Annotated in this window: 16 protein-coding genes; 9 read left to right on the forward strand and 7 right to left on the reverse strand. The window is 64.0% G+C overall.

Going from position 1 to position 16254, the window contains the following annotated elements:
* Positions 1 to 9 precede the first annotated feature (9 nt).
* On the reverse strand, positions 10 to 1287 hold the full coding sequence (gene ectB / locus R3355_RS20500; protein ID WP_318962871.1) for a diaminobutyrate--2-oxoglutarate transaminase: 1278 nt from the start codon (positions 1285 to 1287) through the stop codon (positions 10 to 12).
* A complete protein-coding gene (gene ectA / locus R3355_RS20505; protein WP_318962872.1) occupies positions 1284 to 1817 on the reverse strand; it encodes a diaminobutyrate acetyltransferase in 534 nt (177 codons plus the stop codon). The genes ectB and ectA overlap by 4 nt, the downstream gene beginning before the upstream one ends.
* A 774-nt stretch (positions 1818 to 2591) precedes the next feature.
* Between ectA and R3355_RS20510 the strand changes: the two genes are divergently transcribed.
* Positions 2592 to 2975, forward strand: coding sequence for a c-type cytochrome (locus R3355_RS20510; RefSeq protein WP_318946359.1), 384 nt, complete (start codon positions 2592 to 2594; stop codon positions 2973 to 2975).
* 58 nt (positions 2976 to 3033) lie between these two features.
* On the opposite strand, the gene zwf is transcribed toward R3355_RS20510, so the two are convergent.
* Positions 3034 to 4521, reverse strand: coding sequence for a glucose-6-phosphate dehydrogenase (gene zwf, locus R3355_RS20515; protein ID WP_318962874.1), 1488 nt, complete (start codon positions 4519 to 4521; stop codon positions 3034 to 3036).
* A 112-nt stretch (positions 4522 to 4633) separates the two neighbouring features.
* Here zwf and hexR point away from each other — a divergent pair, with 112 nt between their 5' ends.
* Both hexR and R3355_RS20525 read left to right on the forward strand, forming a co-directional pair.
* Entirely contained in the window at positions 4634 to 5500 is an 867-nt protein-coding gene (gene hexR / locus R3355_RS20520) for a transcriptional regulator HexR (RefSeq protein WP_318962875.1), read from the forward strand.
* Positions 5501 to 5806: 306 nt separating this feature from the next.
* Positions 5807 to 6031, forward strand: coding sequence for a PA3496 family putative envelope integrity protein (locus R3355_RS20525; protein WP_318951391.1), 225 nt, complete (start codon positions 5807 to 5809; stop codon positions 6029 to 6031).
* On the opposite strand, the gene R3355_RS20530 is transcribed toward R3355_RS20525, so the two are convergent.
* Complete coding sequence (locus tag R3355_RS20530; protein WP_318951390.1) at positions 5973 to 6935, reverse strand: LysR family transcriptional regulator; 963 nt, start codon at positions 6933 to 6935, stop codon at positions 5973 to 5975. The two genes, R3355_RS20525 and R3355_RS20530, sit on opposite strands and share 59 nt — an antisense overlap.
* Positions 6936 to 7111: 176 nt before the next feature.
* On the opposite strand from R3355_RS20530, the gene R3355_RS20535 reads away from it, so the two are divergent.
* From R3355_RS20535 to R3355_RS20560, 6 genes are all read left to right on the forward strand, one after another.
* Positions 7112 to 8527: an acetyl-CoA carboxylase biotin carboxylase subunit gene (locus R3355_RS20535; protein WP_318962876.1), complete on the forward strand. Its 1416-nt coding sequence runs from the start codon at positions 7112 to 7114 to the stop codon at positions 8525 to 8527.
* 13 nt (positions 8528 to 8540) lie between these two features.
* A complete protein-coding gene (oadA, locus tag R3355_RS20540; protein ID WP_318962877.1) occupies positions 8541 to 10364 on the forward strand; it encodes a sodium-extruding oxaloacetate decarboxylase subunit alpha in 1824 nt (607 codons plus the stop codon).
* A gap of 285 nt (positions 10365 to 10649) precedes the next feature.
* Complete coding sequence (locus R3355_RS20545; RefSeq protein WP_318962880.1) at positions 10650 to 11591, forward strand: sodium-dependent bicarbonate transport family permease; 942 nt, start codon at positions 10650 to 10652, stop codon at positions 11589 to 11591.
* Between the two features lies 1 nt (position 11592).
* The gene (locus R3355_RS20550) at positions 11593 to 11895 is read left to right on the forward strand and encodes a P-II family nitrogen regulator (RefSeq protein ID WP_318962881.1); all 303 of its coding nucleotides are present in this window, start codon (positions 11593 to 11595) and stop codon (positions 11893 to 11895) included.
* 345 nt (positions 11896 to 12240) lie between these two features.
* Positions 12241 to 13149, forward strand: a complete 909-nt coding sequence (gene glsB / locus R3355_RS20555; RefSeq protein ID WP_318962882.1) for a glutaminase B — start codon at positions 12241 to 12243, stop codon at positions 13147 to 13149.
* A gap of 214 nt (positions 13150 to 13363) precedes the next feature.
* Positions 13364 to 13765 (forward strand): RidA family protein, encoded by a 402-nt coding sequence (locus R3355_RS20560; RefSeq protein WP_318962883.1) that lies wholly within the window; start codon positions 13364 to 13366, stop codon positions 13763 to 13765.
* Positions 13766 to 13797: 32 nt separating this feature from the next.
* Here R3355_RS20560 and R3355_RS20565 read toward each other — a convergent pair whose 3' ends face one another.
* The 3 genes from R3355_RS20565 to R3355_RS20575 form a co-directional block, all read right to left on the reverse strand.
* Positions 13798 to 14253 carry a GNAT family N-acetyltransferase gene (locus R3355_RS20565; RefSeq protein WP_318962884.1) on the reverse strand — a complete coding sequence of 152 codons (456 nt, stop codon included), beginning with the start codon at positions 14251 to 14253 and terminating at the stop codon, positions 13798 to 13800.
* 250 nt (positions 14254 to 14503) lie between these two features.
* Positions 14504 to 15493, reverse strand: a complete 990-nt coding sequence (locus R3355_RS20570) for an asparaginase (protein WP_318962885.1) — start codon at positions 15491 to 15493, stop codon at positions 14504 to 14506.
* A 64-nt stretch (positions 15494 to 15557) separates the two neighbouring features.
* Positions 15558 to 16254, reverse strand: a 697-nt coding sequence (locus R3355_RS20575; RefSeq protein WP_318962886.1) for an alanine:cation symporter family protein, incomplete at its 5' end; no start/stop codon positions are given.

Raw genomic sequence — 16254 nt, forward strand, 5'->3', positions numbered from 1 at the left:
TGGAACTCCTCAGGAAGCCTGGTTAGCGGCTTGTTCAGACATCACGGCCGCAAAGGCCGCGTCGAGAATGGTCATGGCCTTGTCGATCTGCGCTTCGCTGATAATCAGCGGGCAGAGGCACTTGACCACTTCGCTGTGGGCGCCGCTGGTCTCGATCACCAGGCCGTGCTCGAAGGCGTGGCGGCAGATGGCGGCGGCGCTGTCGCCATCCGGGCAACTGATGCCGATCATCATGCCGCGGCCCTTGATGAACAACGAATCCGGGCCGTAGCGGCGGACGATCTTGTTCATCCCGTCGGCGATGCGCTTGCCCTTGGCCTGCACGCTCTTGGCGAACTGGTCGTCGCGCCAGAAGTGCTCGAGGGCGGCGGTAGCGGTGACGAAGGCGTGGTTGTTACCGCGGAAGGTGCCGTTGTGCTCGCCCGGCTTCCATTGATCCAGCTCCTTGCGCAGCAGCACCATGGCGAACGGCAGGCCGTAGCCGCTGAGCGACTTGGACAGGGTGATCATGTCCGGCTTGATGCCCATTGCCTCGAAGCTGAAGAAGCTGCCGGTGCGGCCGCAACCGGCCTGGATATCGTCGACGATCAGCAGCATGCCGTGCTTGCGGCAGAGCTTCTCGAGCTTGCGCACCCATTCGGCGGAGGCGGCATTCAGCCCACCCTCGCCCTGCACCACTTCGACGATGACCGCGGCCGGCTTGTCGATGCCGCTGCTCGGGTCGCCGAGCAGCTTGTCCATCATGCCGATGGTGTTGACCTTGTCGCCGAAATAGTTGGCGTAGGGCATGCGGCTGACATCGGTCAGCGGCACACCGGCGGCGCCGCGATGGTGCTGGTTGCCGGTGGCGGCCAGGGCGCCGATGCTGCAGCCGTGGAAGCCGTTGGTGAAACTGATGACGTTGCTGCGCCCGGTGACCTTGCGCGCCAGTTTCAGTGCGGCTTCCACCGCGTTGGTGCCGGTCGGCCCGGTGAACTGCATGACGTAATCGTGCATGCCGCGCGGCTTGAGGATCAGCCGGCTGAAGGTCTCGAGGAAACGCTCCTTGGCATCGGAATACATGTCCAGGCCGTGGGTGATGCCGTCGTTGCCGATGTAGTCGAGCAGCGCCTGCTTGAGCACCGGGTGGTTATGCCCGTAGTTGAGCGTGCCGGCACCACCGAGGAAGTCGATGTAGTGCTTGCCGTCGCGGGTAATCAGTTCCGCTCCGCGCGCCTGGTCGAATACCACTGGAAATGAGCGGCAATAGCTCCTGACGGACGATTCATTCTGTTCGAAGAGTTTCATGCGGTCTCCTTAGAAGAGGCTTTTTGCAAGCCGGAGGCGTTGAACGGGCCGGCGCGATAGAGCACTTCGTCCTCGTGCTGACCGGCAAAATGCGCGGCGCGGGAGAACAGGGTGCGGGTCTCGTAGTCGACGCCCAGGCGGGCAAAGGCCCGCTTGAACAACGCCTGGGAGGCGCCGTTGTCCGGCGAAATGGTGGTTTCCAGAAAGCGTACGCCCTGGGCAGTGACCCGTTCGGTCAGCTCCAGCAGCATGCGCAGGGCCAAACCCTGCCCGCGTAGCGAGGCATCCACCGCGACCTGCCAGACGAATAGCGTGTCTGGACGCGAGGGTGGACGGTAGCCGGAGATGAATCCCACCAGTTGACCGTCGGAATTTTCGGCGGCGATGGCGGTATCGGCAAAATCGGTGCACTGCAGCAGGTTGCAGTATGCCGAATTGGTGTCCAGGGGTTGGCAGCGGGCTACCAATTGATGCAACGGATATCCGTCGCCGTCGGTTGGGCGACGGAGCGTGACGGGGGCAAAACTCAAACCAGAATCCTTGAGGTTGTGCGAATCCCTATTAGGTTAAACATATATCGGAAGTTTTCTCAACCCGCGATGCCGATAGTCAAGATGACGATTCGATGAATGATTTTCTCGAACAAGGTTAATTCAAGCCCGAATAACTCGCGGATTGCCAGCGCCGGGGCGGCGGATAACCAGGCGCGATAATCGGCTATTGATCGCGCGATTTGGCCGGTCTATCCATCGGCTGGCGCAGTAGTTGCTTGATGGCACCGAGCAAGTCAGCGCAAAGCAGTCCGTGCGATCCTCTGCAGGCCGCTGAATACAAGGGTTTGTGCGGTGTTCAGAGTTTCCTGGATTGCCTGCGGAAGTGGGCCTTATATTGGCCGATATGCCGCGCATATTCGTTGGGATATGCAGGTGAATATGGCGGGCCTGAACTTTCTGGATGGTCAGTAAAATACGTGGGTGACGAAGGCCATATATGTAGCGAAGCAGGGCTTGGTTGCGTGACGCGGGGGCTGTCGGATCGAGTCCAATGATTATTGGATATATAAACTTCGTTTGCGAAGCCGTTCGCAGCTATATCGAGCAGGCGCTCGAAGTGTTGGTAGCCGCTCTATCCCGCATATATCGCCAGATCGGTAGAGTTGCCCGCCGTACGCGCGAGCCGGGCTCGAGTCATGGCGGCCTGAGAAATGTGCTTTGGAACTAGCAAAATGCTGCTTTTGTACAAGAGCCGGTGCTAATCCTTACAAAATATACTGTCTTTGCCGAGCCATTTTGAGGGAACACCCAATGAAAACGATCTTGCTAGCGTCTTTAGCGTTAAGCAGTGCACTGGCGGTTGTGCCGTCCGTTCAGGCCGCTGAGAAGGCCATGGAGGCCGCCGGGCGTCAGTTGTTTACGCACCACTGCACGGCGTGCCATTCGCTGGATACCAGCGAGAACGCCTTCGGCCCCAGCCTGTTCGGTGTGGTGGGTCGCCCGGCGGCTTCCGTGCCCCGGTTTGCCTACTCGAAAGCCATGCAGGCCTCGGGGATCACCTGGAGCGAAGACAACCTGCGCGAGTGGATTACCGATAACGAGGCGTTGGTTCCAGGCACGCGCATGCGTCACGTCTCCATTAGCGATCCTGCCGAACAGGATTACCTGATCAGCTTCCTGCGTTCGTTGAAGTAAGCCGTAGCCCCCCGTCAGACCCCTCCGGGCGGCGTACCGTCAGGTCGCCGCCGGCGGTTCACGCCATCCACTTGCGGCCCGCCCGCTCCAGCAGCAGGTTGGCCTGCTCCGGCCCGCTGCTGCCGGCCGGGTAGGGTCGCGGGCTCTGGTGGTGCTGCCGCCAGCCATTGATGATCGGGTCGATCCAGTTCCAGGCCGCTTCCACTTCGTCGCGGCGCATGAACAGTGTCGAGTCGCCTTCGATCACGTCCAGCAGCAGGCGTTCGTAGGCGTCCCAGCGGCGTTTCTGGTGAAACGCCTGGGCCAGGTTGAGGTCCAGTTCCACCGGTTCCAGGCGCATGCCCTTGCCGGGGTGCTTGGCCATCAGTTGCAGGCTGATGCACTCTTCCGGCTGCAGGCGGATCAGCAGGCGATTGGCCTCGCCGTCGCCGAACAGCTGATGCGGCACCGGCTTGAACTGGATCAGAATCTCGGAGGTCTTGCGGGCCAGGCGTTTGCCGGTGCGCAGGTAGAAGGGCACGCCGGCCCAGCGCCAGTTCTCGATTTCCACCTGAAGGGCGACGAAGGTTTCGGTATCGCTGTCGTTGTCGACATTCTTCTCGAAGTAGTAGGCCGGCACTTCCTGCCCGCCGATCTTGCCGGCGCTGTACTGGCCGCGCACGGTCTTGTCGCGTACGTCGAGGCCGGAGATGGGCTTCAGCGCCTCGAGCACCTTGACCTTCTCGTTGCGCACCGCTTCGGCATCGAAGCGCACCGGTGCCTCCATGGCCACCAGGCAAAGCAGCTGCAGCAGGTGGTTCTGGATCATGTCGCGCATGGCGCCGGCGTTGTCGTAGTAGGCACCACGATTCTCCACGCCGAGGGTCTCGCACACGCTGATCTGCACGTGGTCGATATGCCCGGCCCGCCACACCGGCTCGAACAGGGCATTGGCGAAGCGCAGTGCCATCAGGTTCTGCACGGTTTCCTTGCCCAGGTAGTGATCGATGCGAAATACCCGTGACTCGTCGAACACAGCACCGATCGCCGCGTTGATCGCCTGCGCCGACGGCAGCGAGTCGCCGATCGGTTTCTCCAGCACGATGCGTGCGTGAGGTCCGGCCAGGCCGGCGATCTTCAGGTGCGAGGCGATGTCTTCGAACAGGTCGGGCGCGGTGGCCAGGTAGTAGACCCGCACGCGCTCGCCGGCGGCGCCCAGGTGCTTGCCCAGGCGGCCGAAATCGGCGCTCTGGCTGGCGTCCATGGCGAAATAGTCGAGACGCGCGGCAAAGCTCTGCCAGGTCTCGTTGTCGAAGTCGGCGCGCGCCACCTGGGCGCGACAGCGGCGTTCGGCGAGGGCCTGGTAGGCCGCGCGGCTGTGCTGGCTGCGCGCCAGGGCGAAGATGCGCATGTCGGCGTGCAGTCGGCCGACGCGGTGCAGGTGGTAGAGCGCTGGCAGCAGCTTGTGCAGGGCCAGATCGCCCGTACCGCCAAAGACCAGCATGTCGCAGGGAATGCTCAAAGCGGGAACTCCGACTCGGTTTAGCCGTGCGGGGGCGTTGGCCATGTAGTATAACTACAAAGTCACTACACCCCGGCGTGTCCCGATCATAACCGAGTCGTCCCTCGGATGAGGGGGGCACGGCCTATTCGTCATCTTTCAGCCTGAGCCCATGCCCGTGAATTTGTTGCAGCACATCGCCCAGTCGCGTCATCTGTTACGCAAGTCGGAACTCAAGGTGGCCGACCACGTGCTGCTCGATCCGGCTGCGGTGATGCACAGCTCCATGGCCGACCTGGCGCACAGCGTCGGCATCAGCGAACCGACCATCGTGCGCTTCTGTCGCGCCATCGGCTGCAGCGGCTTCCAGGACCTCAAGTTGAAGCTGGCGCAGAGTCTGGCCGCCGGCGCCAGCTTCGGCCAGTTCGCCATCCATGAAGACGACTCGGTCGCCGACTTCAGTCTGAAGATCTTCGACACCACCCTGCACACCCTGATCGAGGTCCGCGAGCACCTCGACCCGCAGGCCTTGCAGCGCGCCATCGCCGCCTGCGCCCAGGCTCAGCGCGTGGAATTCTACGGCTTCGGCGCCTCCGGTGCGGTGGCGGCGGATGCCCAGCACAAGTTCTTCCGTCTGCTGCTGACTGCCGCCGCCTATTCCGATCCGCATATGCAGGCGATGTCGGCGGTGACCCTCAAGCCCACCGATGTGGCCATCTGCATCTCCCAGTCCGGGCGCTCCAAGGACCTGCTGATCACCGCCAATCTGGTGCGTGAGGCCGGCGCGACCCTGATTACCCTGTGCCCCAGTCAGACCCCGCTGGCCGATCTGGCCACGGTCAATCTGGCCATCGACGTGCAGGAGGACACCGAGATCTACACCCCGCTGACCTCGCGCATCGCCCACCTGGTGGTGATCGACGTCCTGGCCATGGGCGTAGCCATGGCCCGCGGGCCGACCCTGGTCAACCACCTGAAGAGCGTCAAGCGCAGCTTGCGCAGCCTGCGCCTGTCGCCCAAGTCGGTGAAGCTGCACGAGGACTAGCAGGCGCCAGCTCCGGTCATCTGCCCCGGATTGCGCCTGGGCCCGTTCCATCAATTTAGGCGGGCCACGGGCCGCACAGCTTAGTGACTGTTCTCGCGCTCCAGCGTGGGAATACAGCCTGTGACGCTGCGCGTCACGGTCTATGGACGCAGAGCGTCCAGTGCAGCGTGCCCGCGCGGACGGTTCGACGCCTCGACGTGGGCACGATCAGTCCCTGCTGTCAGCGTCTATTCATCCATTTACCGTCAAAGCGTCACATCCCGGGCCGATCCTGTACCTCCCGTTGTTCAGCCTGGGAGACTTGAGATGCCTCGTTATTCGGATGAAGCGCAGTCACACGCCAACAATGATGTAAAGAACCGTCGCAAGCTGCTCGATCAGCGGCGCATGGAGTACCGCCGCGCCATCGAAAGCTACGCCGAGCGGCGTCAGTTGCAACAGCAACTGGCCGATTACCCGGAACTGGTCGCCGCTAACTATCTGGCCGCCGTTCAGGCGCCGACTCGGCGAAGCGCTCAGCCAGGGCGTTGATCTGGCTGCGCTGATCGCGCACGAAGGCGAAAAACGCTTGGGCCACCGGTGACAGGTATTTGCCGCGCGGGTGCACCAGGCACCAGCTGCGCAGCAAGGGCAGCTCCGCCACCGGCAATTCGCACAGTGCGCCGCAGGCCAGTTCGCGGCGCACTGCGTGGCGTGGCAGCAGGGCCAGGCCGAGGCCGGCGAGGACCCCTTCGAGCTGACTCTCGGTCGAGCCGAGCTCCAGGGTCTGGGCGAAGTGCGCGCGCTTCTGGTGGCAATATTCCTCGCCGGCCTGGCGGGTGCCCGAGCCGCGTTCACGCACCAGCAGTGGCCAGGCGGTGAGGTCCTGCAGGCACAGTGGCCCCCGGTCGCACAGCGGGTGCGTCGCTGGCGCTACCGCGACGATCGGGTTATTGAGAAACGGCAGAAACTCGAGGTTCAGATCCGTCGGCACCTGCGACATGATCAGCAAGTCATCGCGATTGGCGCTTAGGCGCTTGAGTGCCTGGCTGTGGTTGGTGACCACCAGCTGCAAACTGACTTCCGGGTATTGGCGACGAAAAGCGGCGAACAGCAGTGGCGTGAAGTACTTCGCGCTGGATTCGACGGCCAGGCTCAGCTGTCCTTGCAGCGAGCCTTGCAGGTCACCCAGTTGCATGTCCAGGCTTTCCAGACGGCCGAAAATATCCGCGCTGGCCCGCTGCAGGGCGTCGGCGGCGTCGGTTGGGTAGAGCTTCTTGCCGATGTAATCGAACAGCGGTTGCCCGAGCAGTTCTTCCAGCTGGCGGATTTGCAGGCTGACTGCTGGCTGGGTCAGCGCCATGTCTTCGGCGGCGCGGCTGTAGGAGCGCTGCTGGCACACCGCACGGAATATCTGAAGTTGGCGCAGGGTGATGCGCATCAATGATTTGCGCACGGGATACCTCGTTCGGTCGGATGGTCTTGCGGCAGGTCGCTCTGCTGAGTGTATAAGTTATGACTTATAGCTAATCAAATAATTATTGATTTTGGTTATCCAACGCCCGGGCGTAGGGTGAACGGGTGGTCGCCACTAACGACCACCTGTCTGTCCACTGGGTCGAGGAAGCACGCGTGATCAAGAAAATCCTGATTGCCAACCGCGGCGAGATTGCCGTCCGCATCGTGCGCGCTTGCGCCGAGATGGGCGTTCGCTCGGTGGCCGTGTATGCCGAAGCCGACCGCCATGCCCTGCATGTGAAGCGCGCCGACGAGTCCCATTGCATCGGCGACGAGCCGCTGGCTGGTTACCTGAACCCGCGCAAGCTGGTCAACCTGGCGGTGGAAACCGGTTGTGATGCGCTGCATCCGGGTTACGGCTTCCTTTCGGAGAACGCCGAACTGGCGGACATCTGCGCCGAGCGCGGGATCAAGTTCATTGGTCCCTCCGCCGAAGTGATCCGCCGCATGGGCGACAAGACCGAGGCGCGGCGCAGCATGATCAAGGCCGGCGTGCCGGTTACCCCCGGCACCGAGGGCAACGTCGCCGACATCGCCGAGGCCCTGCGCGAGGCCGAGCGCATCGGTTATCCGGTGATGCTCAAGGCCACCTCCGGTGGCGGTGGCCGCGGTATTCGCCGCTGCAACTCGCGTGAAGAGCTGGAGCAGGCGTTTCCGCGAGTGATCTCCGAGGCGACCAAGGCCTTCGGCTCGGCGGAAGTCTTCCTCGAGAAGTGCATCGTCAACCCCAAGCACATCGAGGCGCAGATTCTCGGTGACAGCTTCGGCAGCGTGGTGCACCTGTTCGAGCGCGACTGCTCGATCCAGCGGCGCAACCAGAAGCTCATCGAGATCGCTCCCAGCCCGCAGCTCACCCCCGAACAGCGTGCCTACATCGGCGACCTGGCGGTGCGCGCGGCACAGGCGGTGGGCTACGAGAATGCCGGTACCGTGGAGTTCCTCCTGGCCGAGGGCGAGGTGTACTTCATGGAGATGAACACCCGGGTGCAGGTGGAGCACACCATCACCGAGGAAATCACCGGCATCGACATCGTCCGCGAGCAGATCCGCATCGCTTCCGGCCTGCCGCTGTCGGTCAAGCAGGAGGACATCATCCACCGCGGTTTCGCCCTGCAGTTCCGCATCAACGCCGAGGATCCGAAGAACAACTTCCTGCCCAGCTTCGGCAAGATCACCCGCTACTACGCCCCCGGCGGGCCAGGTGTGCGCACCGACACGGCGATCTACACCGGCTACACCATTCCGCCGTATTACGACTCCATGTGCCTGAAGCTGATCGTCTGGGCGCTGACCTGGGAAGAGGCGCTGGACCGCGGCCTGCGCGCGCTCGACGACATGCGTGTGCAAGGGGTGAAGACCACCGCCGCCTATTACCAGGAAATCCTGCGTAACCCGGAGTTCCGCAGCGGCCAGTTCAACACCAGTTTCGTTGACGCCCATCCGGAGCTGACCGAGTACTCGATCAAGCTCAACCCATCGCACCTGGCCCTGGCGATTGCCACGGCTATCGCCGCCCACGCCGGCCTGTAAGGGGAATCCAGTCATGTCCAAGCCTTTTAATGCCCAAAGCATCTTAGTTACCGACACCATCCTGCGTGATGCCCACCAGTCGCTGATCGCCACGCGCATGCGCACCGAAGACATGCTGCCGATCTGCCCCAAGCTGGATCAGGTCGGCTACTGGTCGCTGGAAGTCTGGGGCGGCGCCACCTTCGACGCCTGCGTGCGCTTCCTCAAGGAAGACCCGTGGCAGCGTCTGCGCCAGCTCAAGGCCGCGCTGCCCAATACCCGCCTGCAGATGCTCCTGCGCGGGCAGAACCTGCTCGGCTACCGCCACTACAGCGACGACGTGGTGCGCGCCTTTGTCGCCAAGGCGGCGGTCAACGGCATCGACGTGTTCCGCATCTTCGACGCGATGAACGATGTGCGTAACCTGCGCGTGGCCATCGAGGCGGTCAAGGCCGCCGGCAAGCACGCCCAGGGCACCATCGCCTACACCACCAGCCCGGTGCACACGGTCAAGGCTTTCGTTGAACAAGCCAAGCAGATGGAAGCCATGGGCTGCGACTCGGTGGCGATCAAGGACATGGCCGGCCTGCTGACCCCCTATGCCACCGGCGAGCTGGTCAAGGCACTCAAGGCCGAGCAGGGGCTGCCGATCTTCATCCACTGCCACGATACCGCCGGCCTGGCCTCGATGTGCCAGATGAAGGCGATCGAGAACGGCGCCAGCCATATCGACACCGCCATTTCCAGCTTCGCCTGGGGCACCAGCCATGCCGGCACCGAGTCGATGGTCGCGGCCCTGCGCGGCAGCGAGTACGACACCGGCCTGAACCTGGAACTGCTGCAGGAAATCGGTCTGTACTTCTATGCCGTGCGCAAGAAATACCACCAGTTCGAGAGCGAGTTCACCGCCGTCGATACCCGCGTACAGGTCAACCAGGTACCGGGCGGGATGATGTCCAACCTGGCCAACCAGCTCAAGGAGCAGGGCGCCCTGCACCGTATCAATGACGTGTTCGCCGAGATTCCGCGGGTGCGCGCAGACCTCGGTTTCCCGCCGCTGGTGACGCCGACCTCGCAGATCGTCGGCACCCAGGCGGTGTTCAACGTGCTCGCCGGCGAGCGTTACAAGACCATCACCAACGAGGTCAAACTCTACCTGCAAGGCCGCTACGGCAAGGCACCGGGCAAGATCGACGAGCAACTGCGCAAGCAGGCGATCGGCAGCGAGGAGGTGATCGAGGGGCGCCCGGCCGACCTGATCAAGCCGGAAATGGCCAAGTTGCGCGAGGAAATCAGCCTGCTGGCCAAGTCTGAAGAGGATGTGCTGACCTACGCCATGTTCCCCGATATCGGACGCAAGTTCCTCGAGGAGCGTGCCGACGGCACCCTCAAGCCGGAAGTGCTGCTGCCGATTCCCGAAGCCGGTGCCGTGGCATCGGCCGGGGGCGAGGGCGTACCGACCGAGTTCATCATCGACGTGCACGGCGAGAGCTACCGCGTCGATATCACCGGGGTCGGCGTGAAGACCGACGGCAAGCGCCACTTCTACCTGTCCCTCGACGGCATGCCGGAAGAGGTGGTGTTCGAGCCGCTCAATCAGTTCGTCGCCGCTAGCGGCAACAAGCGCAAGCAGGCCAGCGCAGCGGGCGACGTCAGCACCAGCATGCCGGGTAATATCGTCGAGGTGCTGGTGCAGGAAGGCGACGTGGTCAAGACCGGCCAGGCCGTGCTGATCACCGAAGCGATGAAGATGGAAACCGAAGTCCAGGCGCCCATCGCCGGGACGGTCAAGGTGGTGCATGTGGCCAAGGGCGACCGGGTCAATCCGGGTGAAGTGCTGATCGAAATCGAAGGTTAACCTCGGAGCTCCGGCTGGTTGAACAGGCATTCGATCAGGTTTGCCGGGGCTTCTTTTTTATTCCGCAGTCGGGCGCTGCCCCCTGCATTTTCCCAGGGAGCCGTGCGGCTCCCTGCTTTTCCGGTTATGTCCCGACTGCGGTGTTCTCGGCGTCTGCATGGGCATCGGGGATGCAGCAAAGCACCGGGATTCAGCACGGCTCGGTGTCGGGACATGACCTTTTTATCGGCCAGGCGGGAATGCTGCCAGCAAGGTGTTGCGGGCAGGTAATCGGAGGTAGGCGCGGTGGGGCTTGACCCGGTGGTACTGTTTTTTATCTTCGGCCTCTGTGCCGGCCTGCTGAAAAGCGAGCTGAAGCTGCCGCCGGCGCTCTATGAAACCCTGTCGATCGTCCTGCTGCTGGCCATCGGTCTGCACGGGGGGGTGGAGCTGGCGGAGCAGGCCAGCCTGCAGTTGCTTGGCCAGGCCGTGCTGGTGCTGGGGCTGGGTGTGGTGCTGCCGGTGCTGGCCTTCGGCGTGCTGCGCGGCCTGGGCTTCGACCGGGTCAATGCGGCGGCAGTGGCGGCGCATTACGGCTCGGTGAGCGCCGGCACCTTCGCTGTCGTCGTGGCGTTCATGCTGGCCCGCGGTATCGAATTCGAGAGCTACATGCCGCTGTTCGTGGCGATCCTGGAGATTCCTGCGATCCTGGTCGGCATTCTCCTGGCCAAGGGTCTGGCGCGCGACACCGACTGGCGCGAGCTGGGCCGGGAGATCTTCCTCGGCAAGAGCATCATGCTGCTGCTCGGCGGCCTGATCATCGGCGCGGTGGCCGGCAAGGAGGCGATCAAGCCCCTGGAGCCGCTGTATACCAGCATGTTCAAGCCGGTGCTGGCGTTCTTCCTGCTGGAGATGGGCCTGATCGCCTCCGGTCAGCTCGGCGCGCTCAGGCAGTTCGGTCTGCGCCTGCTTGGCTTTGCCCTGCTGATGCCTTTGCTCGGCGCGCTGATCGGCGCCTTGCTGGCGCGCCTGATGGGCCTCTCGCTGGGCGGCACCGCCGTGCTTGCGACCCTGGCGGCCAGCGCCTCCTATATCGCCGTGCCGGCAGCCATGCGCCTGGCGGTGCCCGAGGCCAACCCGTCGTTGTCGCTGACCGCCTCACTGGGGATCAGCTTCCCCTTCAATATCCTGATCGGCATTCCGCTGTACCTGGCACTGGCCGAACAACTGATCGCCTGGGGACTCTGAGATGAGCGCACACACCCGCACCCTGCTCACCGTGATCTGCGAAGCCGCACTGGAGAAAAAACTGCTGGTCGACCTGGAAGCGCTCGGCGCGCCCGGCTGGACCATCTCCGACGCCCGCGGTCGCGGCGGCCATGGCGTGCGCAGCGCCGGCTGGGATACCGAGGGCAATATCCGGGTGGAAATCATCTGCACCCGGGAGATCGCCGAACGCCTCGCCACTCACCTGCAGGAGCAGTACTACGCCAACTTCGCCATGGTCTGCTACCTGGCCCAGGTGGAGGTGCTGCGCCCGGAGAAGTTCTGAGCGGCGGTGAAAAAACTCTCGCCTACTGCGACCGTCCCCAGGAGTCCGTTGCTGACGTTGCGCTACGCCGCGAATAGCTGGAGACGCTCTCGCGACGGTGCTCGATATCTTCACAACCGCTGCGCGATCGCTTCCCCGGATTGCGCCAGGGCTTATCCAGGCTACGAGAGCTGTGTGGGTGGATGACGCAGACCTTGCACCTGAGCACAGAATCTACGGTTCGGCGGTAGCCTGGATAAGCGCAGCGCAATCCGGGGCGGGGTGATCGGGTGTGATTTGCACCAGCTGACAGGCGTCTACCAGCCATCGTCCGGGGTTTGCTCGGGCACTGCTGTGAGTCGGAACATGCAAGCGCTGTTGAATGAAATCCTCGACGAAGTCCGCCCGCTGATCGGCCAGGGCAAGGTGGCCGATTACATCCCGGCGCTGGCCGATGTGTCGGGCAATCAGCTGGGCATCGCGGTGTACAGCAACGAGGGCGAGTTGTTCTGTGCCGGCGATGCGCATACGGCGTTTTCCGTGCAGAGCATCTCCAAGGTGTTCGGCCTGGTGCAGGCCATCGGTCACTCCGGCGAGGACATCTGGCAGCGCCTGGGTCACGAGCCGTCAGGGCAGCCGTTCAACTCCCTGGTGCAGCTGGAGTTCGAGCGCGGCCGACCGCGCAACCCGTTCATCAACGCCGGCGCCCTGGTGATCTGCGACATCAACCAGTCGCGCTTCGCCGCGCCGGTGGTGTCCATGCGCGATTTCGTCCGGCGTCTGGCCGGCAACCCGCTGGTGGCGGTGGATAACCGGGTCGCCGATTCGGAATACCAGCACCGTGCGCGCAACGCGGCGGCGGCCTACCTGATGCAGTCGTTCGGCAATTTCCATAACGATGTGGAAGCGGTGCTGCGCAGCTACTTCAGCTACTGCGCGCTGCGCATGAGCTGCGTCGACCTGGCCCGCGCCTTCTGTTTCCTGGCCAACGATGGTTTCTGCCTGCACAGCGGCGCGCAGATACTCACGTCGCGGCAGACCAAGCAGGTCAACGCGATCATGGCGACCAGCGGCCTGTATGACGAAGCCGGCAACTTTGCCTACCGGGTCGGCCTGCCGGGCAAGAGCGGGGTCGGCGGCGGCATAGTCGCGGTGGTTCCCGGGCAGTTCAGCGTCTGCGTGTGGTCGCCGGAACTGAATGCGGCAGGCAATTCCCTGGCCGGGATCAAGGCGCTGGAGTTGCTCAGCGAGCGCATCGGCTGGTCGGTGTTCTGAGCGGTTGTGAAAAAATTTCCGCCTACTGCGGCTGCTTATGCGAACGCCTCTGCGAACGCCTCCAAACACCCGCTGTGGCGTTGCGCTACGAACGCCTGGAGGCTGCCCCGCGACGGCGCTCGATATTTTCACTGCCTCTGAGCCGCCAGGCTATGGTCGAATGAGCCGGCGGCAGTTGCGCCGCTCTTTCCGTCGAAAGTGACCCGGAGTGCTTATGTCGATGCCTGAATACCACATGTTCGCCAGCGCGCCCGCGCCGGTCGCACCCTTTTCCCATGCCTGCGAAGTCGATGGCTGGGTGTTTATCACCGGCCAATTGCCGATTGATCCGGGCAACGAATCCGCGCCACTGCCGGAGGGCATCGAGGCGCAGGCGCACAAGACCTTCGACAACCTGCTGGCGGTGCTCCGGGGGCTGGGTCTGGGACTGGACAATGTGGTCTCTGCGCGGGCTTTTCTGACCGATTTTCATGGTGACTACGAGCGCTTCAATGCGGTGTATGCCGGCTATTTTCCCGAGGGCAAGCGCCCGGCGCGCACCTGCATCGGCACCACCGGCCTGGCCCGTCATGCATTGGTGGAAATCGACTTTATCGCCCGGCGGCCGGCGGCTTGAGCCCCGCCAGGCGGGCGTTTTATCGCCACCGGTCAGAGTAGCTTGCGGAACTGCACGAAGCCCGAGCGTTCGGCGACCCGCTCGTACAGCAGCATGGCGCGGCTGTTGGTTTCGTGGGTCAGCCAGTACACCCGCGCGCAGTCGGCCAGGCGGGCCTGGGTGTAGACGTGTTCGATCAGCTGGCGGCCGACTCCGCTGCTGCGCAGGTCCTTGGCGATGAACAGGTCCTGCAGGTAGCAGTAGTCGCCAGTGGTCCAGGTCGAACGGTGGTAGATCCAGTGCACCAGGCCGATGGCCTGGCCTTCGTGCCAGGCCAGGGCGGCCTGCATCGGTTCGGCCGGGTCGAGAAAGCGCTGCCAGGTGACGTCGCTGGTGGTGGCGGGGATCTCGGTCATGTAGAAGCGCTGATAGCCCTGCCACAGGGGTAGCCAGGCCGCATGGTCGGCGGCGCTGACGGGACGGATCTCGGTGGGAATGCGAACGGCCATCGGGCGACCTCCTGTAGGTGCGATTGATCATCCTGAAACGGTTGCGCCCTGACCGCAAGCTGTAGGCGCCAGCTTGTGCCCCACATGGGTGTGGGAAATGCAGTAAACCGCAGGCGACTCGATGGGTGGAGGCGGTAGGGAAAACGCCGGGGGCGTTTTCGAGAACGGCTACTGCCTGGCGATCCTGGCGGGTCGGAGATCTTGGCCAGGGATCGCCTGCCAGGCGTTCCCGTGGCTCCTGCAAGTCCGACTAGTCGGCGCGCTCGCCGCACAGGTCCAGGGCGAACCAGCGCTCTACCTCGGCCTGGTCCAGGCCAGCGCCGAGCAGGGCGAACAGTTTGCCCAGGGCGGCTTCGCGGGTCATGCCGCCGGCCGAGACCAGGCCGGCGCTGGCCAGCTTGCTTCCCGCCGCATAGACGCCAAACTCGACATGGCCATGGGCACACTGGCTGATTGCCGCCAGCACCACGCCACGCTCATGGGCTGCCTTGAGCGCGGCGAGCAGTTCGGCATCGTCAGAGGGGCCGGTGCCGCTGCCGTAGCACTCCAGCAGCAGGCCGCGTACGCCGCTGTCGAGCAGGGCGCTGACGTGCGCGGCCTGGATCCCCGGATAGAACGGCAGCACGGCGAGGTTCACCGGCTGGCGCGGCTGACGGTAATCGAGACTGGCGGGGATGCGCTCGGCGTGCGGGCTCTGGCGCTGGCGCGGCAGTTCGGCGAAGGCACCGAAGGTGGCGCTGCCGAGCTTGCTGACCCGCGCGCCGTGCATCAGCTTGCCGTCGAAGTACAGCTGTACGCCGGGCGCAAGGCCCTGCTGCAGGGCCTGCATGGCGCCGAACAGATTGCTCCAGGCATCGCTGCCGGCAACGCCGGCCGGCTGCATCGAGCCGGTCAGCAGCACCGGCACCGCCAGGCCAAGCAGCAGAAAACTCAGGGCCGCGGCACTGTAGGCCAGGGTGTCGGTACCGTGCAGCACCAGCACGGCGTCGCAGCCGTCCTGCTCTGTGCCTGCGCGGATCGCCGCGACCATCGCCAGCCAGTTGGTCTGGCTCATGTTGGCGCTGTCGATCGGCGGCAGCAGTTCGCGGAAGATCCAGACGGGCAGTTGCCGCTGCTGTTCCTGCGCTTGCTGGGCGCGCAGCCGCGCCTCGAAGCCGGAGGCGGGCGCCAGGCCGTCGGCGCTCATCTGCATGCCGATGGTGCCGCCGGTGTAGAGCACCAGGAGTTTTGTTATTGCCATGACGGCTCTCCTCAGATAAAAAAACAGGGGGCCATGGCCCCCTGTGTATCACGTCGTTAGCGGCTCAGCGCTGGTGCACGCTGTGGCCGATCTCGGCGCTCAGGGTGTGCGGCGCTGTCGACGGCTTGGCGGGCCAGGCTGCCGGATCGAGATCCAGATCGGCGAAGGCTTTCGGGTCGAAGACCGGCGACTCTACACCCGCCTTGATCTGGTTGTCGTAGTCGCGCATCAGACGCAGGCCGACCTTGAACAGCAGGGCCAGGGCGATCAGGTTGGCGATGGCCAGCAGGCCCATGGTCACGTCGGCGAAGGCGAACACCGTGCCCAGGTCCTGCAGCGAACCCCAGAGTACCAGGCCGATCACCAGCACGCGGTAGGCCTGCACCAGCCAGCGCTTTTCGCTGAAGAAGCCCAGGGCGTTTTCGCCGAGGTAGTAGTTGTAGATCAGGGTGGTGAAGACGAACAGCAGCAGGGCGATACTGATGAATACCCGGCCCCACTCGCCGACCACGCTGGCCATGGCGGTCTGGGTCAGGATCACGCCGGACACTTCCATGCCCGGCTGGTAGACGCCGGAGAGCAGGATGATCAGCGCGGTGCAGCTGCACAGGATCATGGTGTCGATGAACACGCTGAGCGATTGCACGATGCCCTGGGCGACCGGGTGCTTGACCTCGGCCACGGCGGCGACGTTGGGCGCGCTGCCCAGGCCGGCTTCGTTGGAGAACAGGCCGCGCTTGACGCCCATGATGATGGCCGCA

Source organism: Pseudomonas sp. (genome assembly GCF_033723075.1).
Taxonomy (GTDB): domain Bacteria; phylum Pseudomonadota; class Gammaproteobacteria; order Pseudomonadales; family Pseudomonadaceae; genus Aquipseudomonas.

Excerpts from the sequence above, each read along its gene's own strand:
- ectB (WP_318962871.1), bottom strand. The coding sequence starts at position 1,287 with ATGAAACTCTTCGAACAGAATGAATCGTCCGTCAGGAGCTATTGCCGC.
- R3355_RS20510 (WP_318946359.1), top strand. The coding sequence starts at position 2,592 with ATGAAAACGATCTTGCTAGCGTCTTTAGCGTTAAGCAGTGCACTGGCG.
- zwf (WP_318962874.1), bottom strand. The coding sequence starts at position 4,521 with ATGGCCAACGCCCCCGCACGGCTAAACCGAGTCGGAGTTCCCGCTTTG.
- R3355_RS20525 (WP_318951391.1), top strand. The coding sequence starts at position 5,807 with ATGCCTCGTTATTCGGATGAAGCGCAGTCACACGCCAACAATGATGTA.
- oadA (WP_318962877.1), top strand. The coding sequence starts at position 8,541 with ATGTCCAAGCCTTTTAATGCCCAAAGCATCTTAGTTACCGACACCATC.
- R3355_RS20550 (WP_318962881.1), top strand. The coding sequence starts at position 11,593 with ATGAGCGCACACACCCGCACCCTGCTCACCGTGATCTGCGAAGCCGCA.
- glsB (WP_318962882.1), top strand. The coding sequence starts at position 12,241 with ATGCAAGCGCTGTTGAATGAAATCCTCGACGAAGTCCGCCCGCTGATC.
- R3355_RS20560 (WP_318962883.1), top strand. The coding sequence starts at position 13,364 with ATGTCGATGCCTGAATACCACATGTTCGCCAGCGCGCCCGCGCCGGTC.
- R3355_RS20565 (WP_318962884.1), bottom strand. The coding sequence starts at position 14,253 with ATGGCCGTTCGCATTCCCACCGAGATCCGTCCCGTCAGCGCCGCCGAC.
- R3355_RS20570 (WP_318962885.1), bottom strand. The coding sequence starts at position 15,493 with ATGGCAATAACAAAACTCCTGGTGCTCTACACCGGCGGCACCATCGGC.